A 20,166-nucleotide genomic window follows, 5' to 3' on the forward strand; every position below is an offset into this window, starting at 1 on the left:
CATCGCCTTGGTACTTTTACCTTGTGCACCTTGGCAGATTAACCGGGCGGACCTGAATGGTGGCTGTCCGGCAGGGCGTCCCTGTCGATGCGTCCACGCGCTCTGCGCTTGCGCGATTCACGCAGGCTTCGCGGTTATAGTAGCGGGCTACTCTGAGACTCATCTGAACGAGGCAAGCATGAGCAAAGGCCCACAGCCCGGCATCGGCAAGGATCAATGGCTGCAACTGATCAACGAAAAAGGCTGGTTATGGACGCCCACCCTGCGGGCAGACCCGCAGGAGGCGCCCACCTTGCTGCTGGCACATGGCGCAGGCGCACCGATGGACAGCGATTTCATGAGCCACATGGCCACCGATATTGCTGCGCAAGGCGTCAGCGTCCTGCGCTTCGAGTTTCCTTACATGGCCCTGCGGCGTCACGGCGGCAGCAAGCGTCCGCCCAATCCGCAGGCGCAATTGCTGGAATGCTGGCGAGAGGTCTATGCCTTGGTCAGGCCTTTTGTGGCTGGGCGACTGGCTGTTGGCGGCAAGTCGATGGGCGGGCGAATGGCCAGCCTGATTGCCGATGATATCGAGGCGGATGCGCTGGTTTGCCTGGGGTATCCGTTCTATGCCGTGGGCAAGCCGGAGAAACCGCGCGTGGCCCATCTGGCTGAATTGAAGACACCTGCTCTGATCGTTCAGGGCGAGCGCGATGCGTTGGGTAATCGCGAAGCAGTGGAGGGTTATGCGTTGTCCAGTTCCATTCAACTGCACTGGTTGCCGACCGCCAATCACGACCTCAAACCATTAAAAGTCGCAGGTATCAGCCATGAACAATGCCTGGTCGAGTCGGCGCAAGTGATTGCCCGCTTTCTGCGCACCTGATTTATCGGCAATGTACGTCGAAAAAGCCGTTGGTCACTTCGAAATTAATCGATGACATGCTGAAACTGAAGCGTCCGCGCAGGCGCAGAGTATAGGGATTGGCTTCAAACAGGCTCAGGGTGCCGTTTTGAAAGTGTGCTGAATGATAGAGGGTGTTTTGCCGGTGCTGCGTCTCGCTGTAAATCACTTTGATCTGGGCATGGCCTGGCAGATCGTGATCACCGGGTTTCAGGTTGCTGTCCAGAAACAGCCCGATAGTCGTTCGCTTTGTGCCCACCTTGCCGTCGACGATCAGCTTCCATACCCACTGCTCGGGTGCCTGCTCCAGCTCTGCCCGCAAGGTCAACTGGCCCGCCAGGGCAAGCACCTTGAACGGTCGCTTATTGACGCAGGCCTGAAAGCTGCCTTCACACGACGCGGGACGAACAAAGCGTTTGGCTGGGGATGTGGTGTGGTGCATGGCCTGACTCTGTAGAACGTATGAATAGAAGCAGGGCGTTGCCCTCTCGGGTAACGCCCTGTTTAATGATTACAGGTTCATCAGTTTTCGATCATCTGATGCCAACGCCAAGACTGGAGTTGTGGCTCTTCAATTTGAAGTTTCCGCCAGAGACCATGTTCTTCACGTAGTACCAGTTCCAGCCCCCGATGCCGGCGCTTGAAACAGTGGACGACCAATAATTACCGTTGCCCATCGGCCAGCGATTGCCGTACAGGTTATAGATCTCCACCAGTTCGTGAATGGTCGGAATCCTTGCGCCGTTGTTGCCTGCGTTTTTGCTGATCTGAGAAAAGCTCCCGCTGCCCAGGCCGATGCAATGGATGACGCCGACGACGGTGATCAGGTAGCTTTTACTCGCGCCCGAAGCATCGGTCGCCGTAATGGTGGCCGTGCCGTTGCCTCGAACCGAGGCCAGCCCGTTGCTGTCCACTTTCGCGACCAGCGGGTTGCTCGATGTGTACTGATAGGGTGCCTGTCCGCCGCTGGCCTGACGCTGAAGGGTGGTGTCGGCCGGGAAGTTCGGCAGCAGGTCCGGCGAGCCCGGAAGCAGATAAACCTTGCCGGCCAGCGTGACCGGCGAGGTGTCCAGCACCAGCTCGGGCTGCCCCATCAGAATCTGCAGCGCCAGTGTGTCGGATACCTGTACCAGACCATTGACGCGATTGACGACATAAGAAATCGCCACCGTCTGCCCGGCGTTTGCCGTTACCAGAGCAAACGCAAACAGCATCTCCAGCGTCTTGCCGGCTTCTGCGCTCGACAGGGTCTTTTCCTTGGTGTCACTGCCGTTCGGCCCTTGCCATTGCACGATCACCTGATCGCCGGCTTTCAGGTTGGCGGTGGCGTCGATCACCACGGTTGCACCGGATGAAGCGTTGGCCGGGTCGAGTATGGTGCCGATGGCTTCTTTTATGGTTGGGGTGGGCAGGGGCGTTGCTTGCGCGAGTTGCAGCTTCACGTCCACCGCCTCCGAGGCCATGGACAGATTCCCTGCCAGATCTGTAATCGTGTAGTAAACCGGCGCCTCAATGTCGCCGATCAACTCCAGAAACGGCCTGGCGAAGTCGACCATTGTTCGTTTAAGACCCACGTCATCACTGCTCACCACCGCCATCGGACCGGGCAAATCATTCCAGTAGGTGCGGACAACATCGCCCTCCTGCATGCCGTTGTAGCTGGCAATCGTCCCTGAAAGCACGTTACCCATGGTTTGCAGTTCTTCTGAGGTCAGACCGTTCTGTACCTGCGTGGGGAAAATGATGGGGGCCAGCAGCGGATCGCCAGGCGGGGTTAGGTCTACGATTACAACTGTCTCGGCAGAAAACTCGACGACCATATTGATCGGGTTTTCGACCGCGTAAGCCACAGAGTGACGGCCTTCGGTCAACAGCTCGGATGGAATGTGCAGCATGAGGTCGTCACCTGGCATCTGCGAAAGCAGGATCTCTTTCTTGAGACCAATAAGCACTCCATCGAAGTACAGCTGATAGGTATAGCCGGGGCGCGCGCCTTGCCAGACGTTCAACAGCACTTCGAGGGGCGTGTTCAAACTGTCGATGGGTAATAGCCCATCGTTCAAGGCGGCTGCGATGACTGGCGCAGTCAGCACGTTTTCTTTTTTTTCAGTCGCAAGGTTATACATGGGTGTTCCTTATAAGTTTAAAAGTTGCGGGCCTTGTGAGCCCGCAACGGTTTAGCGACTCAGACAGGTAAAGTCGGTAGGTTTAAGCATATGCACGATGACGCGAGTGACCGTGGAGTTTGCCGGACTTTGATTGCTGCCTTCGACAGGGTCGACGGTATAACTCGCCTCCGCAAACCCTGTGCAAATAAGCAGTGTGTTGATCTGAGGGACCTTGAATACATGTCCTTGCACAACATCCACTTCATCCAGCTTACGAGTCGTCACATAAGTAGCGGCTTCGATGGGATTATTGAAGTCGTCAAAACCCTTGAACGTGAAGGTGATCTTCTGGCCCTCGGCAATATTGACATAAGGTGAAACTTTTACATCGGCACCGTCCGGATTTTCATTGGGGCCCAGCACTCCGTTGGACGTGAGATTGAACGTGGGCCCGGTCAATCCGTTTTCGCCACCGGGTTGCTCTTCTCGAGACCGTACTGTTACAGGCTGAGTCGGACTCGTCATACTGTTTGGGTTTCCTGTACGCGTGACTGTGAAATACACGGGAATGGCTTCGCCGGTGCCTTGCAACTTCATCAGCTCGTTATCAATCGGAATAATCAAGTCTCTTGCCGCTGCAACGTCGCTAGACCGTATTTGATACCACTGCGTTTTTACCTGATTGCCCCAGTACAGGTTCAGATCATCATTGATTTCGAACCCCGTATTCCAGAGTACTACTCCTCTGCCGTTCAACTCGTAATCGTCTTCGTCGATGAAGTTGTCCTGGGTGTTCGGGTTTTGTACGCTCGTTCCTTGTACCGTCAAGTTGCTCAAGGGGGTGGGGAAGGGAAGTGTTGTAAAAACGTCTATGTGGGTGTCCAGCGATGTGCCCGTCAGTTCGCCGTTGCGAGACACTTCATAATGAACCGCTGCGTCGCCTTGCGGACCTTGGGCAATGGCCTCGAATGGCAGCTTCAACGTGAGTATGACGGCTTCATTTTCGTCGCCAGGTGCAACGAAGACAGGGGTCAAGGGATTATTGGTGCCCCAGAACAGCTGGATGCTATCAAGCGCCGCTGCGCCCGGATAATGGGGGATGTCGACCAATACTCCGGCCTGAGCTTCCAGATAATCAATCAGATCGCCTAGCGCTTGATCAATGACAGGTGCCGGATAATCAGAAGGCAAGTCTTTCAGCCTTAATTTCACCGCTACAGTGTTCGAGAGGATTGAAGGGTTGCCCGCACGGTCGATGACCTGGTAACACACCTGCTTTTCTTCCTCCCCCAACGTTTGTAGAAACGCTCGTGTAAAAGTGACCGAGACCTTGTCCAGCCCCATATCGCTTTCGTTGACGACAGCAGTGGGGCCTACGATATCTCCCCACCTGGTCAGAATGCGGTCATGCTTGGCCATACCGGTGTAGCCGGCAATCTGTACATCAAGTTGGCCACCCAGTTGATCGAGCTCGGCGGCAGTAAGACCGTTCTGGATCTCGGCTGGGAACTGTATGGCAGCAAGCTCCGGAGCGCCTGGCGCTGTCCGGTCGATCTGAATCCGGAAAATTTCCGATTTCTGTTCTACCTGATTGATCGGATTGACAACGACGTACGCGACATCGTGGAAACCTTCCAGCAACAGTTCGGCCGGGATCTCCAGGTGCAGGGGGTCTCCTGGTGCATGTGAGGGCAGAATCAGTTTTCGGGGACCGGTCGCGATACTGTTGAACAGCAGTTGATAGGTGTAACCAGGAAGTGCGGCTGGCCATACAACGAGATCGACCGTCAACGTTTGGGATGCGTCAGCGACCGGTATGAGCCCTGGCGTATCCTGATCATGAAATGCGACTGCAATATCGGGTGCAGTCAATACAAGATTCAAGTTTCGATGCCTGTTTCCGGAAACTGAAACAGGTGTTGGGAGATAGTTGTTTGAGCAATTTTTCATGTGTAGATGCCTTGTCATTAAAATTTTGTAGGGGATTTCCTACTTTTTCGAACGTGTTTCTGAATGAGGTTTTTTGGCTGGTACTTGGCGAAAGAGCTAATGATGTTCTCAGTCACAATTGGACGTAATAGGGTTTTAGTGGGTTGGTCAAGTGGTTGCGTGGGAATTATTTAATTGGTTTGCGAATTTTTTGCTTGGCGTCCATTTGGATGCTCGCTGTAAGAAAGTTCTTATATTATTTTGGGAATGCTCCTACGTTTTGGGTATTGAACAGGGCCAGAGTTTATGAATTAAGTGAGCTATCTTTCCACTCTCAAAAAAACGAGGAGATGGACGGTGTCTAGTAGAAAAAGTAATGTCGTTAAGTCGCGGGGTGGCGCGTTTCAACTTGCCGTGATTGCCTTTGGTGCTCTAGCTAATGTGCAGGCGTCGGCAGCGGCATCGAGCGATAATAATGGTCTGTCTTTAGACACTGAAGCAGTCACCGGATTGTGGCCGGATGAAGAGTTGCCAGATGAAACCGTTAGACGGGCTGAAATCATTACCGTAGGTCCTGATACTCCCTTCGATTCTTATCATATTGGTGATCAAAGTATTCTTAATATTGTCGGTGGGCGAGCAGACCAGGTGGTCGTGAGAGACTCTACGGTCAATATTCAGTCCGGCGTGGTTGAGAGCGGTATCAGCCTTTCCGATGCGCTGGGTAATCTCTCCAACGCTACCGTGAAAAACGCGACAGGTAGCGGCATCGTTCTTCATGGAGTGATGGGCTCTATCAACCCTGGCTCCACGGTATCGGCTCATTCAAGCGATGTATCGGGATCGGGCTACGGTATTTCAGTCGGGTTGTGGGGGGCGCTGAGTATTTTCAATACCGATGTGCGCGGGTTTGCGTCGCAAAGCAAAAGTGGCCAGGGGATTTTTGTTTCTGGCGCCAATGTGCTGATCGCCGACAACAGTCATGTGACAGGCGACATGAATGGAATCCATCTGGTAGATGGATCCCAAGCCGGAATACTGGTCGGAAACAAGTCCGTTGCTGTGATTGACCGATCGATAGTCCAGGGTTTGGCCGGGGCCGCCATCAAAGTAAACCAGCGCGCTGCGCTCGACATCGAGGCCGACATTGCTGTGCAAAACCATTCCGAGCTATGGGCCGGAAATGGCAACCTGCTGGAGGTGGAAGATCACAGCACTGTCAACTTCAACGTCGACAACAGCACCCTCTACGGCGACCTTGTCGCCGATGACACCAGCACCCTGAACATCACGCTGCAAAACGACGCGCAATTGAACGGCGACATCGTCAATGGCAACCGTCTGGCGATTACCTCGGGCAGTCACTGGCAGATGCAGGGCGACAATGCCGTCAGGTCGCTTTCCCTGCACGGGGGGAGGGTTTCGTTTGCTGGTGAAGGGTTCCATACACTTTCGCTGAATGAGTTGTCAGGGGGCGGCACGTTTGGCTTGCGCGTGGATCTGGACAACGGTGTCGGAGATCTTATAGACGTCAACGGCCAGGCCAGTGGGCAGTTCGGGTTGCGGGTGCGCAACACGGGGGTGGAGGTTGTCTCTGCTGACATGGCACCGCTCAAGGTGGTGCATACCGAAGGTGGTGACGCGCAATTCAGCCTGCTGGGCGGGCGTGTCGACCTCGGCGCCTATTCGTATCTGCTGGAGCAACAGGGCAATGACTGGTTCATCGTCGGTAAAGACAAGGTCATAAGCCCCTCGACCCAGAGCGCGCTTGCGCTTTATAGCGCGGCACCTGCCATCTGGATGAGTGAGCTGTCTACCCTGCGTTCGCGCATGGGCGAGGTTCGCGCGAGCGGCAGGGCGGGCGGCTGGATGCGTGGCTATGGCAACAGGCTTAATGCCACGACCAGTGATGGTGTCGACTATCGGCAGAAGCAAAGTGGCCTGTCGCTGGGTGCCGATGCGCCTGTCGAGGTCAGCAGCGGCCAGTTGGTGGTGGGTGTGCTGGGAGGGTACAGCACGTCCGGTATCGATTTGAGCCGTGGCACCACGGGCAAAGTCGACAGCTACTATGCAGGTGCCTATGCCACCTGGCTGTCGGACGATGGCTACTACGTTGACGGGGTGCTCAAACTCAACCGCTTTCGCAACAAGGCAGATGTTGCCATGAGCGATGCAAGTAAGGCCAAGGGTGACTACACCAACAACGGGGTAGGGGGCTGGGTAGAGTTCGGCCGCCACATCAAGCTGGCGGACGATTACTTCCTTGAGCCCTTCGCTCAGTTGTCCAGTGTCGTCGTTCAGGGACAGGAGCTGCGTCTGGATAATGGCATGAAGGCGAAGAACGACCACACCCAGTCGGTACTGGGCAAGGTCGGCACCTCGCTGGGCCGCAGTGTTGCGCTCAAGGATGGCGGAGTGCTGCAGCCTTATGTGCGTGTCGCCATTGCGCAGGAGTTTTCGCGCCATAACGAGGTGAAAGTCAACGACGTGACGTTCGATAACAGCCTGTTCGGTTCGCGCGGCGAACTGGGCGCCGGGGTATCGGTGTCGCTGTCCGAGCGTATGAAACTGCATGCAGACTTCGATTACATGAAAGGTCGGCATATCGAGCAACCCTGGGGGGCGAATGTGGGGCTACGCCTGGCATTCTGATTCTTAAGGCCAGTGCCTGAGCAACACCAAAGCCCCCGGTGAGTGATCACCGGGGGCTTTTCAGTTATTGATCGGTAAACCTGCGTTTGCGTTGCCTCTGTCGGGACGTGACAGGCACTGCGTAGTTGACGTTCACCCGCAACACTGGCGATGTGCCGATCAGGCGATGATCACGATAAAGCTCGTAATACAGGTCAACCAGACCGTACTGAACATAGGGCGTGAAGTTGTAGGAAATACACAGCACCCGTACCACGCTGTTTTCGCCTACCCGATGGAAAAGCGTTGTCGATGACAGGTTTTTCCCCCAATAGAAATGGATTTCGTCACCCCAGCACATTTTGACTGACCCGGGGATATGAATGGTAATGCCCGCATGTGCCTGCTCGTGACTGATGGAATCAGGATCGATGTTAGGCAACACAGGTGCTTTCAGCGTACTGGAAATATCGGATGGAAGGTGGAGGGGGCTCGCCTGTCGGTAGAGACTCTCGTGAGGTGGGGCTTCTTGAACAGCACTCGCGCTTTTGGGGTTGTTTTTTTCTTTTTGGGTGCGCGCCGCTACATCCGTGGATTGTTCTTTATCCATCGTAAACTCTTTTATTGACATTAAGTTGAGTTGTTATGTATATGCCGGCAGTTGTCGGCAGCGGAAATATTACAAGGCACATAAGTGTTCAGGTCAAGTGTCTGCCCATTTCAAAGCCATGCATGGGTTGTGTATGGTTGTGCAGTTACATTTTGTAGCATGTGCGTACTAAATTATTGATCATTAGTGTCAGGGATGCTGTAAATAAAGGGTAAAGCTGGGTGCGGGTATTTTTCTGGAACTTTTTCTGCGTGAAATACCTGTAGGACGTTAACTACAGATAAGTCTTACAAAAGGTAAAAAACTGCGTTTTGTCTAGATTCCCACTCATGCATAGGAATATTCACTCAACTTTATCATTAGGGTCTCGCACGCATCAGCGTGCGAAACCGTCAAGGTTGTAGGCAAGAAATGTAGGTTGCTGTGCTTAAAGCTGCATTGACAGCGTCACGGAGTGCGAGAGCAGTGACACATTGTCCGCGCAGTCGATGACCTTATAGTTGATCGTGACATGGTCGCTGGCAGGAACCTCTGACTGAAAGCTATCTATAGGGCTTGCTGCTGGAGCACGGGTGTGGAAAATTGATAGTACTCGCTGAAATTCTGCAGGTTGTCTCTCCAATTAAAAAGGCAGGCGCCACATGGCGCAGAGCTGAAGTTTTTACTCAAGTGATAAACGATAGTTACAGGGGTAATAAATAACTACCGCACCACTTGAATTTCAACTCATCGGAGTATGAGTGCGCTGTCAACGGTGAAAAGTGCTACGTTGCTGTCGTCGAAGGTGTTAAAGAAATATCCTACGCAGTCTTCAGATCGCTTCCCGGATTCTGTCAGATTTATATTTAAAGCTAACCGCGCATAACACTGGCACCCCATAAAAAAGCCCCGACCAACCGAAGTTTGTCGAGGCGTTGAAAACAGTCTCAAGTCTCAGCGATTAAACCGCTCCACCAACGAATACTGCGAGTTTGCCGTATCGGTCAGTTCACCACTCAACACTGCCGAGCGATGGGCTTCGTCCGATGTCTGGTCAGCCAGGCTGGCGATGGTGGCGATATTGCGGTTGATCTCCTCGGCGACGGCGCTTTGCTCTTCAGTGGCGGTGGCTATCTGGGTGGTCATGTCGGTGATGTTGGCGACAGCTTCGCTGATGCCTACCAGTGCCTGGTCCGCTTCCAGCACCCGGGCCACGCCTTCTTCTGCCTGACGGCGACCTGTGTCCATGGTTTGTACCGCGTCGTTGGCGGTCTGCTGCAGTTTGGCGATCAGGCCATGGATCTGCCCGGTGGACTCGGCGGTGCGTTGCGCCAGCTGGCGTACTTCATCCGCCACGACCGCAAAGCCGCGGCCCATCTCGCCAGCGCGCGCCGCTTCGATCGCCGCGTTGAGAGCCAGCAGGTTAGTCTGGTCGGCGATGCCTTTGATCACATCGACCACGCCGCCGATTTCATCGCTGTCCTTGGCCAGTCGGGTAACGGTCAGGCCGGTTTCGCCCACCGAGGTGGACAGGCGCTGAATGGCTTCGCGGGTTTCACCGGCGATATCGCGGCCGCGACGCGTCAGTTGATTGGCCTGCTGAGTGGCATCGGCGGCACGGTTTACGTGGCTGGCGACTTCCTGGGTGGTGGCGGCCATCTGATTGATGGCAGCGGCAACCTGCTCGGTTTCCACACGCTGGCGCTCCAGCCCGGTCGAACTGGCATTGGCCAGCGAGTTGGACTGACGAGCCTGACTGGTCAAATGTTCGGCGGTGTCCTGCAAACGCGTCAGACAAGTCTTCAGACGTGCTTCCTGGCTGAGGATCGACATTTCCAGGCGCGCTTGTGGACCACGGCTGTCGGTATACATCTGTGCGATGAGCGGGTCAGAGGTCGTCTGCTCGGCCAGGCGCAACAAGCGTTTGGTGCCGCGCTGCTGCCAGGACAGCCCCAGCAGGCCCAGTGGCACTGAAAGCGCCGCCGCCAGGGCAAAGCCCCAATGCGAGTTGAGCCATACGCCGATCAGGAAGCTCAGTTGACTGACCAGAATGAACGGCAGCCAGTCCTGAAGTACCGGCAGCCACTTGTCGCGGCCTGGTATCGCGCTCTTGCCCTTGTTGATTCGAGCATAAAGCGCCTCGGCACGACGGATCTGTTCGGCGGTCGGTTTGATGCGTACCGACTCGAAACCCACCACTTTGCGGTTTTCCAGCATCGGCGTCACGTAGGCGTTGACCCAGTAATGATCGCCATTCTTGCAGCGATTCTTGACGATGCCCATCCACGGCTGCCCGGTCTTGAGCGTGGTCCACATGTGCTCGAAAACCGCAGGCGGCACGTCCGGGTGACGCACGGTGTTGTGCGCTGCACCGAGCAGTTCCGCCTCGCTGTAACCACTGATATCGACGAAGGCATCGTTGCAATATGTGATCGTACCGCGGGTGTCGGTGGTGGAGATCAGTCGCTGCTCGGCAGGAAAAGTCCGCTCATGTTGAGTGATGGGCTGGTTGTTGCGCATTGGGTTTCGATCCTTCGATCCGGAAGACTATGGTGTGTTATCGGCCGGCGTGTCGATAAATTGAGCGGTGCGTCACAAATGACCGGGCAGTCAGCATTACCGGCCAAGCATGGGGTAGGTGAAAAGCCCGAAGTGCACCAGATTCAGACCGAAGTGACTGATTATCGCCGCTTGCAGGCCACCAAAACGAAACGCGATGCCGTACCCCACACCTGCCACGCCCGCCAATACTATCCACTCCCAGCCGGCGCCCGCGTGAGCGAGCCCGAACAGGCTTGCAGCGAGGGTGATCGACAGTGCGGTCGCAAACCTAGAGCCCTTGAACAGGCGCTGCAGACCGCCTTGCAGATATGCGCGGAAAAACAGTTCTTCGGTCAGGGTCACCAGCAGCAGGTTGTTGAGCAGCCATATCAGGCCTTGGTCAGGCCATTTGGGTGACCAGCCGACAACGTTGAGAACGACGGCTGCGGTCATGCAGAACGCTGACGTCACGATCAACGCCAGAACGCCGGTTTGCAGCGAATGGGTCATGTCGACCCTGGGCACGATCCACGGGCAGGCCAGTATCAGCCAGAAGCCGATCAGAGGCTTGTCCAGATAAAGCGACATGGAAAAAACCTGGGCATCGGCCGTGAATCGGGTGGCCTCGATGACTTGCGCACTATTGAAGCCGGGTGCCAGATGAAAGGCCAATGCGAGGCCCGTCACAATAAACAGCGCATGACCAAAAAGGCGGATGTATTGATGGGAGGGCAATGCCACGCATAACCAGGCGACGAGCAACAGGCCGAAACTTGCGGCCGCAGAAGGGGCAAGGCTGCCATAGGACAGTGCCAGCGCGTAGCCAGCACTCAGAAGAAAGAGAACCAGCCAGTGCCTCGTACTCATGAGATACATCCTGCTTCAAGAAGCGCAGGATTCTATCCGACGTCCAGCGATGCCGGTTTGAGCTTATACAAATCTTCATGCACGAGCCTGACCCCTGAGCGGGGGGCAGGCTGCGTGTCAGGCATGCGTGTCAGGAAGCGATCAGCTGTCGCAACACGTAATGCAGAATGCCCCCCGCCTTGAAGTATTCCACCTCGTTAAGCGTGTCGATGCGGCACAGCACGTCGACGGTTTCCTTGCTGCCGTCTTCGCGGTTGATATGCAGAGTCAGGCTCATGCCTGGTTGCACGTCTGCGTTGGTCAGCCCGGTGATTTTCAGCGTTTCCTTGCCGGTCAGGCCCAGTGTCTTGCGGGTCTGGCCGTTCTTGAACTGCAAAGGCAGCACGCCCATACCGACCAGATTCGAGCGGTGAATCCGTTCGAAGCTTTCGGCGATGACAGCCTTGACGCCTAACAGATTAGTACCCTTGGCCGCCCAGTCGCGACTGGAGCCAGTGCCGTATTCCAGCCCCGCGATGATCACCAGCGGCGTATTTTCTGCCTGGTAGCGCATGGCTGCATCGTATATCGCCAGCTTCTCGCCGGAGGGCACATGCAACGTGTTACCGCCTTCCTCACCGCCGAGCATTTCGTTGCGAATGCGGATATTGGCGAAAGTGCCGCGCATCATCACTTCGTGGTTACCGCGGCGTGAGCCGTAGGAGTTGAAGTCCTGATATTTGACGCCTTTTTCCTGAAGGTAGCGTCCGGCGGGGCTGTCGACCTTGATATTCCCGGCAGGGGAGATGTGGTCGGTGGTCACCGAGTCGCCCAGCAAGGCGAGGATGCGTGCGTTTTCCACGTCTTCGATAACCGGTAATGGACCACCGATGTCTTCGAAGAACGGCGGGTGCTGAATGTACGTGGAGTCGTCCTGCCAGACATAAGTGGCGGCCTGTGGCACTTCGATGGCTTGCCATTGTTCGTCACCGGCAAACACTTCGGCGTATTCCTTGTGGAACATACCGGTGTTGACGCTGGCCACCGCATCGGCGATTTCCTGCTGGCTTGGCCAGATATCGCGCAGGTAAACCGGTTTGCCGTCCGACCCTTCGCCCAGCGGCTCGCTGCTGATGTCGATGCGCACCGAGCCTGCCAGTGCGTAGGCGACCACCAGAGGCGGCGATGCCAGCCAGTTGGTCTTGACCAGCGGATGGACGCGACCCTCGAAGTTGCGGTTGCCCGAGAGCACCGAGGCCACTGTCAGGTCGGATTGCTGAATGGCTTTTTCGATAGGCTCCAGCAGTGGGCCGGAGTTACCGATACAGGTGGTGCAGCCGTAACCCACCAGATCGAAGCCCAGGGCGTCGAGGTATTGGGTCAGACCTGCCGCGTTGTAATAGTCGGTCACGACTTTCGAACCGGGTGCCAGCGAGCTTTTCACCCAGGGCTTGCGCTTCAGGCCTTTCTCGACAGCTTTTTTCGCCACCAGCCCGGCTGCCATCATGACGCTGGGGTTGGAGGTGTTGGTGCAGGACGTGATCGCCGCGATCACCACAGCGCCGTCTTTCAGATGATAGGTCTGGCCGTTGTATTCATATTGGGTTTCGCCGCTGACCTGGGTCTCGTTGCCAACCGCGACACCGCCACCGCCTTCGCTCTCCAGGCGACCTTCGTCGACCTTGGCGGGCTTGACCTGCAAACCGAGAAAGTCGCTGAATGCCTTGGATACATTCGGCAGCGCGACACGGTCTTGAGGACGTTTGGGGCCTGCAAGGCTGGCTTCCACGGTACTCATGTCCAGTTCCAGACTGTCGCTGAACACCGGTTCCTGACCTGCCAGACGCCACAGGCCCTGAGCCTTGCAATACGCCTCGACCAGCTTGACGGTCTCGTCAGGACGACCGGACAGACGCAGGTAGTCCAGCGTCACCTCATCGACCGGGAAGAAACCACAGGTCGCGCCGTACTCCGGTGCCATGTTGGCAATGGTCGCCCGGTCTGCCAGTGGCAGATCAGCCAGGCCGTCGCCGTAGAACTCGACAAACTTGCCGACCACACCTTTCTTGCGCAGCATCTGGGTGACGGTCAGCACCAGATCGGTGGCGGTGATGCCTTCCTTCAATTTGCCGGTCAGCCTGAAACCGATGACTTCAGGGATCAGCATCGACACTGGCTGGCCAAGCATCGCCGCCTCGGCTTCGATCCCACCCACGCCCCAGCCCAGTACGCCCAGGCCATTGATCATCGTGGTGTGCGAGTCGGTACCGACCAGGGTGTCGGGGAACGCGTAAGTGCGGCCGTCTTCTTCCTTGGTCCACACCGTGCGGCCCAGGTATTCGAGGTTCACCTGATGGCAAATGCCGGTGCCGGGCGGCACTACACTGAAGTTATCGAAAGCGCTCTGACCCCAGCGCAGGAACGCGTAGCGCTCACCGTTGCGCTGCATCTCGATGTCGACGTTCTCGCCGAACGCTTCGGCGTTACCAAACTTGTCGACCATCACCGAGTGGTCGATGACCAGGTCCACCGGGGACAGCGGGTTGATGCGCTGCGGGTCACCGCCAGCCTTGGCCACGGCAGCGCGCATGGCGGCCAGATCGACCACTGCCGGCACACCGGTGAAGTCCTGCATCAGCACGCGGGCAGGGCGGTATTGAATTTCCCGGTCCGAACGGCGCTCGGTCAGCCAGTCGGCAATAGCCTTGAGGTCGTTACCGGTGACGGTCTTGTTGTCCTCCCAACGCAGCAGGTTTTCCAGCAGCACTTTGAGTGACATGGGCAGCTTGTCGAGGTCGCCAAGGGAGCGGGCAGCTTCCGGCAGGCTGAAATAATGGTAGGTCTTGTTGTCGATTTCGAGCGTTTTCAGGCTCTTCAGGCTATCGAGGGAGGGCATGAATGTCTCCTTTCTGGATTGTTCTCCGAACATCGGTTAACGGGCTCCATGTGCATCAGGTCGGGAGCGCCGCATCAGGCTTCAACTGCTGTGGACTGTTCTGCAGCACCAGTGGTTCCTGGATTGGGCTATCATGCGCGGCTTTCAAGTCTGCGGGGTTACGCCCGAGTGCCCATTGCCCAGGAGTAACCCATGAATACAATGTTTATGCATTGCAGACCCGGTTTTGAAGGCGAAGTCTGTTCGGAGATATCCGATCACGCTGCGCGCCTGGACGTTGCCGGGTATGCCAAGGCACGCCCCGATACAGCCTGTGCCGAATTCATCTGCACCGAGGCGGATGGCGCTGAACGATTGATGAATGGCCAGCGCTTCGACGCGCTGATCTTTCCCCGGCAATGGGCGCGGGGGATGTTTCTCGAGTTGCCGGAAACCGATCGCATCAGCGTGATTCTTGCGCAGCTTTCAGCGTTCCCGGCCTGCGGCAGCCTGTGGCTTGAGGTCGTGGATACCAACGATGGCAAGGAGCTGTCGAATTTCTGCAAGAAGTTCGAGGCACCGCTGCGCAAAGCCCTGATGCAGGCAGGCAAGCTGGTTGACGATCCGCGCAAGCCGCGTCTGTTGCTGACGTTCAAGAGTGGCCGTGAAGTGTTTCTTGGTCTGGCCGATGCGGACAACTCTGCCATGTGGCCGATGGGCATCCCGCGCCTCAAATTTCCCCGCGAGGCACCCAGCCGTTCTACCTTGAAGCTGGAAGAGGCATGGCATCATTTCATCCCCAGAGACCAGTGGGACGAACGCCTTTCCGGCGACATGACCGGCGTGGACCTTGGCGCCGCACCGGGTGGCTGGACGTATCAACTGGTGCGCCGCGGCATGCTGGTGACGGCCATCGATAACGGGCCGATGGCGGAGAGCCTGATGGACACCGGGCTGGTCCAGCACTTGATGGCTGACGGTTTTACCTACAAACCCCGGCACCCGGTGGACTGGATGGTCTGCGACATCGTCGAGAAGCCTGCGCGCAATGCCGCGCTGCTGGAAACCTGGCTGGGCGAAGGCCTGTGCCGCGAAGCAGTGGTCAACCTCAAACTGCCGATGAAACAGCGCTACGCCGAAGTACGCCGCTTGCTCGACCGTATCGAAGAAGGCTTTCAGACGCGTGGTGTACGGGTGTCGATCGGCTGCAAACAGCTCTACCACGACCGCGAAGAAGTCACCTGCCACCTGCGCAGGCTTGATGTGGCCAAAGCGGCGAGAAAGTGATTTCTCACACTCGCGCCGCATGCTTCAGTGACTATCGGATTTCAGTGACTATCGGATTATCGTGCCAATGCTCCGCGTTGGTACGCAGTTCGTGACGCTCTGCGTCACAAATCATCGATACGAAACAATGTCATGCCTTACACGCAGTCGCTGCCAACGCAGTGCTTTTCAACCGCGATGGCACTGACGACGCAGAGTGCGACGTTAGTGACGGCTGAGTCCTGGCGCTGATCCGGGGGTAGCCTGGCAGGACGCCAGGCTAGCCGCACCGGGCCATGGATGGCCCGTTGCGGCGACCCCCGGATCAGTGTCAGGGCGAAGGAACCCGACGCAGTCGGGCCGGAAACAGGAGCGAGGGGGTTTGCCTACTTTGGCCCCATCAAAGTAGGTCGCCGAGGGGCGAAAAGGTGACTCAAGTCGAGCCTGAATCTCACTGAATCGCAGAACTGTGTGACGCAGAGCGTCACGAAAGGCATTACCACGCGGAGCGTGGGAACGAGAATCTGGGCAGAACGCCAATCCACCTGACGCCACAGAACCGCTGTGTGACGCGGAGCGTCACGAAAGGCATTACCTCGCGGAGTGAGGAACGAGAATCTGGGCCGAACGCCAATCCACCTGACGCCACAGAACCGCCGTGTGACGCAGAGCGTCACGAACTGCATGCTTACGCGGAGCGTTGGAACGATCCTCATCGTAGTCTGAGCCCCATTTTCCGGACTTTCAGCACCAGCGCCACTCAACCAAACCCCACAATAGCCTTGGTCTCCAGATACTCTTCAAAGCCATGCACGCCATACTCGCGACCATTGCCCGAGCGCTTGTAGCCGCCGAACGGGGCCATCGGGTTCCAGGCGGGGTAGTTCAGGTGCACTTGTCCGGCACGGATGCGCGAAGCCACCGAACGGGCCTGATCAAGGTCCTGCCCCTGTACATGCGCGCCCAGACCGTAAACGGTGTCGTTGGCAATCGCCACGGCCTCATCAATCGTGTCGTAGGCAATCAGGCACAGCACCGGACCAAATATTTCTTCCCGGGCGATACGCATGGACGAGTCCACTTCGGAAAATACCGTTGGCCGCGTGTAGAAGCCTTGCTCATGGCCTTGCACACGGCCTGGCCCGCCGCAGACCAGCTTCGCGCCTTCACTCAGCCCGGCATCGATCATCGCTTGTACGCGGTGAAACTGTGCCTCGTTGGCGATAGGGCCCAGCACCGTTTCCTCCCGCTGCGGATCTCCCACAATGATTGCCGCAGCCGTTTCGGCAGCCAGCGCTTCGACTTCTGCCAGTCGGCTTCTGGGCACGATCATGCGGGTCGGCGCACTGCACGACTGGCCAACATTGCGGAACGCGGCCATTACGCCGGGCGGCACGGCTTTGGCGAAGTCGGCGTCGGGCAGCAGAATGTTCGGTGATTTACCGCCCAGTTCCTGAGTCACCCGTTTCACGGTCGGTGCGGCAGCCTGTGCAACCAGCGCGCCTGCACGGTTGGAACCGGTGATCGAGATCATGTCGATGTCAGGGTGCGCCGCCATCGCGCCGCCCACTTCAGAGCCGCTGCCATTGACCAGGTTGAATACCCCAGGCGGCAGGCCCGCATCGTGAACCAGTTGCGCGAACAGCAAGGCGCTTAGCGGCGACAGTTCGCTGGGTTTGAGCACCACTGTGCAGCCGGCGGCAATCGCCGGGGCGACTTTTGCCGTAATTTGATACAGCGGCCAGTTCCACGGCGTGATCAGCCCGCACACACCGATGGGTTCGCGTTCAATCGCGGTGCCGCTTTCGACGCTCTGGAAGCGATAGGTCGCCAGCAGGTCACGCGCAACACGAACGTGCTCTGCGGCAAGCGGGACCTGCATGGCCCGCGCAGAACCTATGGCTGCGCCCATCTCCAGCGAGATGGCCTGCGCCAGTTGTTCCTTGCGCTCGAGGATAAGCTCGTGGATGCGCCCGATTATCTCGGCCCGGGCGTGCGCCGAGGTGCCGGACCAGCCCGCAAAGGCTGCCCGCGCCGCTGCAACCGCGCGGTCGACGTCGGCGGCCGAGCCACTGGCAACGTGCGCCACCACTTCTTCGGTTGCCGGGTTGATCACCGCAATACTGGCCGGGTTGAGCGGCGCCGACCAGCGACCATCGATATAGAATTTCTGCGCGGTGTCTGGATCAACGCGATGGCTGTTCAAGGACTGTGAGGTCATCCAGCGAGCTCCCTGGAGCGATAATGGCGAGGTCAGGCCGTTTGATATCAGGCCGTTATATGCCTATAAGCTAACAAAGCGATCTGGATAAAAAGCGCCGATCTGCCGGGCTGCAAAGAATAATCTGCTGTATGCAACCCGTTAACATTGCGGACCTGTTCCGGGGCTTTATCCGCGCCGATTTCAGCCTATGGCCTGGGTCACCAGCGCAAACTGCTGCACGTCCTTGCTCGATGGCGGTGGCGTTCCGAGCACCATGCGCGGAGCCCTGTCGACACACGGCAGGCCCAGGCTTTCGAGCCACGGTGCCAAACCGCAATCAGCCAGAATGTCGAAGCGCACGAACATGTCTGGTATCCGTTGCAGCAGGTGGGCAATCAATTGCCGGGCCTGCTCTGCATCACTGGCCACCAGCGGGCCGATGATATGCCCGCGGCCGAAACGGCGCAGCAGGGCGATGCCTGTCAGGCGCCCTTCATGGTCGATGCCCACCGCCTGTTCTGCATCGCGCGACAACAGGTCATTCAGCACGACAGTGCGATCCAGACCGCTGCCTGCATTGGCCAGCCTGATCAGTTCGGCATGGTCGGCCGGACCCAGCGTGCGAATCGGCAGACCAACGCTCGGTGTCGCCAGCCCTGACAGGTCAGCAATGCCCTGATGCTGCTGGATCCGCGCAAAATCGACAAAGCCAAGGCTCCGGTACAGCGGCGCGCCCAGTTCCGTGGCATTGAGGATCGGTGTACGCGGTGCGGTTGCGTCAAGGCACAGATGCATCAGGCGGCGGCCGATGCCTTTGCCCTGATGTTCATCGCTGACAATCACCAAACCGATGGATGACCAGTCGCCCTGATGGCAGGTGAATGCCACGCCCACCAGTTGGCCGTCACGTTCGGCGACAAAACCCTCGGAGGTGCGTTGCACCATGGCCCAGTCTTCTTCGCGGTGCGGCCATTTGAGGTGTACCGAGAGGGCATGGGCCGCCGGAATGTCCGCCTCAGTCACCGGGCGATATCGATAGAGGGTATCTGGGGTCGCGGGCATGGAGCCTCCGTTGCAAGGGCGAAGTGGGTCGTTTCGGCTCATATGAGCTTGCCTGTGCTCATCAGGCTGGAGGTGAACGGCATCTCGATGGCCGTCGGGTCAGTGAAGCGGCGAATATCGAACGGGCTGATCAAGGTGCGCGTGCTGCCGGTGCTGATCAGCTCGGCCATGACATCGCCGACGCCGGGGCCGAGCTGAAAGCCGTGGCCGCAGAAGCCAAACGCATAGAACAGGCCGTCCACCTTGCCGCTGCGGCCCATGATCGGCAGCGAATCCGGCGTATAGCTCTCGATGCCGCTCCAGACACGGATGATGTTCAGCTTCTCTGCGCCCGGTAACAGGCGTTTCATCTGCTTCATCTGGTTGATCAGGCTTTCTGGCTTGAAGTAGGCACGGCGGTTGACCATGTCCGGTTTGTTGCGATTACCGCCGCCGATGATGATGTTGCCGCGCGGTATCTGGCGGAAATAGATCACTTCTTCCTTGATTTTGGTGAACACTCCGATCACCGTCGGCAGGGCGTAGGGCACCGGTTCGGTCACCGACATCTGCGGGCCGTTCGGCTCGAGAGGGACGGGTTCACCGAATTGTTCCGCCAGCCTGGCTGCCCAGGCCCCGGCAGTGATGAGCAATTGTTCGGCGACGAATAACTGACCATCGGCAGTGGTGACATGAAACTCACCGCCGACTTTCTGAACGTCAGTCACTTCAGTGCGCTCTTCGATCCGTGCCCCGGCCCGAATCGCTGCACGGGCGAAGGCGGGTGCGGCCAGGCGCGGGTTGGCATGCCCGTCGTGGGGCGCATAAGAGCCGCCTTTGACTTCCGGGCCGAGGAACGGAAAGCGCTCGTGCAGGGCCCTGCCGGAGAAAATCTGCAAATCCAGCTCGCGGGCTTCGGGTGCGGCGGCATAGGCCTCCAGTTCAGCGATCTCGTCTTCGCGGTAGCAGACGCGCATGTGCCCGCTGGGGATGAACTCCAGGTCTTCGCCGATCAGTTCCGGCAGGCGTTTCCACAGCGCCCAGGAGCGATTGGCGAGTTCCAGTTGGCCGAGAAAGCGTCCCTGACGACGCACATTGCCGAAATTCACGCCGCTGGCGTATTGGCCGATCTGGTCGCGCTCCAGCAGAGTCACCGAGCGCCCGTGCTGGCGCAGGAAAAACGCTGATGACGAGCCCATGCAGCCGCCGCCGATAATCAGAACGTCGCTTTTTTGCGGGGTCATGAGGTGC

13 protein-coding genes are annotated in these 20,166 nt (G+C 57.7%); 3 read left to right on the plus strand and 10 right to left on the minus strand.

Translation table 11 applies throughout. The features are described from left to right. The first annotated feature begins 178 nt into the window (after nucleotides 1-178). A complete protein-coding gene (locus RYC17_RS12930) occupies nucleotides 179-868 on the plus strand; it encodes an alpha/beta family hydrolase (protein ID WP_316903282.1) in 690 nt (229 codons plus the stop codon). A gap of 1 nt (nucleotide 869) precedes the next feature. Here RYC17_RS12930 and RYC17_RS12935 read toward each other — a convergent pair whose 3' ends face one another. From RYC17_RS12935 to RYC17_RS12945, 3 genes are all read right to left on the minus strand, one after another. Beyond that, complete coding sequence (locus RYC17_RS12935) at nucleotides 870-1,328, minus strand: hypothetical protein (RefSeq protein WP_122280561.1); 459 nt, start codon at nucleotides 1,326-1,328, stop codon at nucleotides 870-872. Between the two features lie 91 nt (nucleotides 1,329-1,419). After that, entirely contained in the window at nucleotides 1,420-3,012 is a 1,593-nt protein-coding gene (locus tag RYC17_RS12940; RefSeq protein WP_316903284.1) for an Ig-like domain-containing protein, read from the minus strand. 51 nt (nucleotides 3,013-3,063) lie between these two features. Beyond that, nucleotides 3,064-4,944 (minus strand): hypothetical protein, encoded by a 1,881-nt coding sequence (locus tag RYC17_RS12945; protein WP_316903286.1) that lies wholly within the window; start codon nucleotides 4,942-4,944, stop codon nucleotides 3,064-3,066. A 765-nt stretch (nucleotides 4,945-5,709) separates the two neighbouring features. Between RYC17_RS12945 and RYC17_RS12950 the strand changes: the two genes are divergently transcribed. Next, entirely contained in the window at nucleotides 5,710-7,575 is a 1,866-nt protein-coding gene (locus RYC17_RS12950; RefSeq protein ID WP_058402124.1) for an autotransporter outer membrane beta-barrel domain-containing protein, read from the plus strand. Between the two features lie 64 nt (nucleotides 7,576-7,639). Here the strand turns inward: RYC17_RS12950 and RYC17_RS12955 are convergent, their stop codons facing one another. The 4 genes from RYC17_RS12955 to acnA form a co-directional block, all read right to left on the minus strand. Beyond that, complete coding sequence (locus RYC17_RS12955; RefSeq protein ID WP_058402125.1) at nucleotides 7,640-8,164, minus strand: hypothetical protein; 525 nt, start codon at nucleotides 8,162-8,164, stop codon at nucleotides 7,640-7,642. A 933-nt stretch (nucleotides 8,165-9,097) separates the two neighbouring features. Beyond that, entirely contained in the window at nucleotides 9,098-10,663 is a 1,566-nt protein-coding gene (locus RYC17_RS12960; RefSeq protein WP_058402127.1) for a PAS domain-containing methyl-accepting chemotaxis protein, read from the minus strand. A 96-nt stretch (nucleotides 10,664-10,759) separates the two neighbouring features. Then, nucleotides 10,760-11,551, minus strand: coding sequence for a CPBP family intramembrane glutamic endopeptidase (locus RYC17_RS12965; protein WP_058402128.1), 792 nt, complete (start codon nucleotides 11,549-11,551; stop codon nucleotides 10,760-10,762). Nucleotides 11,552-11,681: 130 nt separating this feature from the next. Continuing rightward, nucleotides 11,682-14,426: an aconitate hydratase AcnA gene (gene acnA, locus RYC17_RS12970; protein WP_316903288.1), complete on the minus strand. Its 2,745-nt coding sequence runs from the start codon at nucleotides 14,424-14,426 to the stop codon at nucleotides 11,682-11,684. Between the two features lie 192 nt (nucleotides 14,427-14,618). Here acnA and rlmM point away from each other — a divergent pair, with 192 nt between their 5' ends. After that, the gene (gene rlmM / locus RYC17_RS12975; RefSeq protein ID WP_058409178.1) at nucleotides 14,619-15,692 is read left to right on the plus strand and encodes a 23S rRNA (cytidine(2498)-2'-O)-methyltransferase RlmM; all 1,074 of its coding nucleotides are present in this window, start codon (nucleotides 14,619-14,621) and stop codon (nucleotides 15,690-15,692) included. 739 nt (nucleotides 15,693-16,431) lie between these two features. Here rlmM and RYC17_RS12980 read toward each other — a convergent pair. The 3 genes from RYC17_RS12980 to RYC17_RS12990 all read right to left on the minus strand — a co-directional run bounded on the left by RYC17_RS12980 (nucleotide 16,432) and on the right by RYC17_RS12990 (nucleotide 20,159). Then, nucleotides 16,432-17,892: an aldehyde dehydrogenase family protein gene (locus RYC17_RS12980; protein ID WP_316903290.1), complete on the minus strand. Its 1,461-nt coding sequence runs from the start codon at nucleotides 17,890-17,892 to the stop codon at nucleotides 16,432-16,434. Between the two features lie 183 nt (nucleotides 17,893-18,075). Continuing rightward, nucleotides 18,076-18,936 (minus strand): GNAT family N-acetyltransferase, encoded by an 861-nt coding sequence (locus tag RYC17_RS12985; RefSeq protein WP_316903292.1) that lies wholly within the window; start codon nucleotides 18,934-18,936, stop codon nucleotides 18,076-18,078. Between the two features lie 38 nt (nucleotides 18,937-18,974). Beyond that, entirely contained in the window at nucleotides 18,975-20,159 is a 1,185-nt protein-coding gene (locus RYC17_RS12990) for an FAD-binding oxidoreductase (protein WP_316903293.1), read from the minus strand. Nucleotides 20,160-20,166 lie beyond the last annotated feature (7 nt).

The sequence above is a fragment of the Pseudomonas syringae group sp. J248-6 genome, assembly GCF_032586995.1.
GTDB lineage: Bacteria > Pseudomonadota > Gammaproteobacteria > Pseudomonadales > Pseudomonadaceae > Aquipseudomonas > Aquipseudomonas amygdali.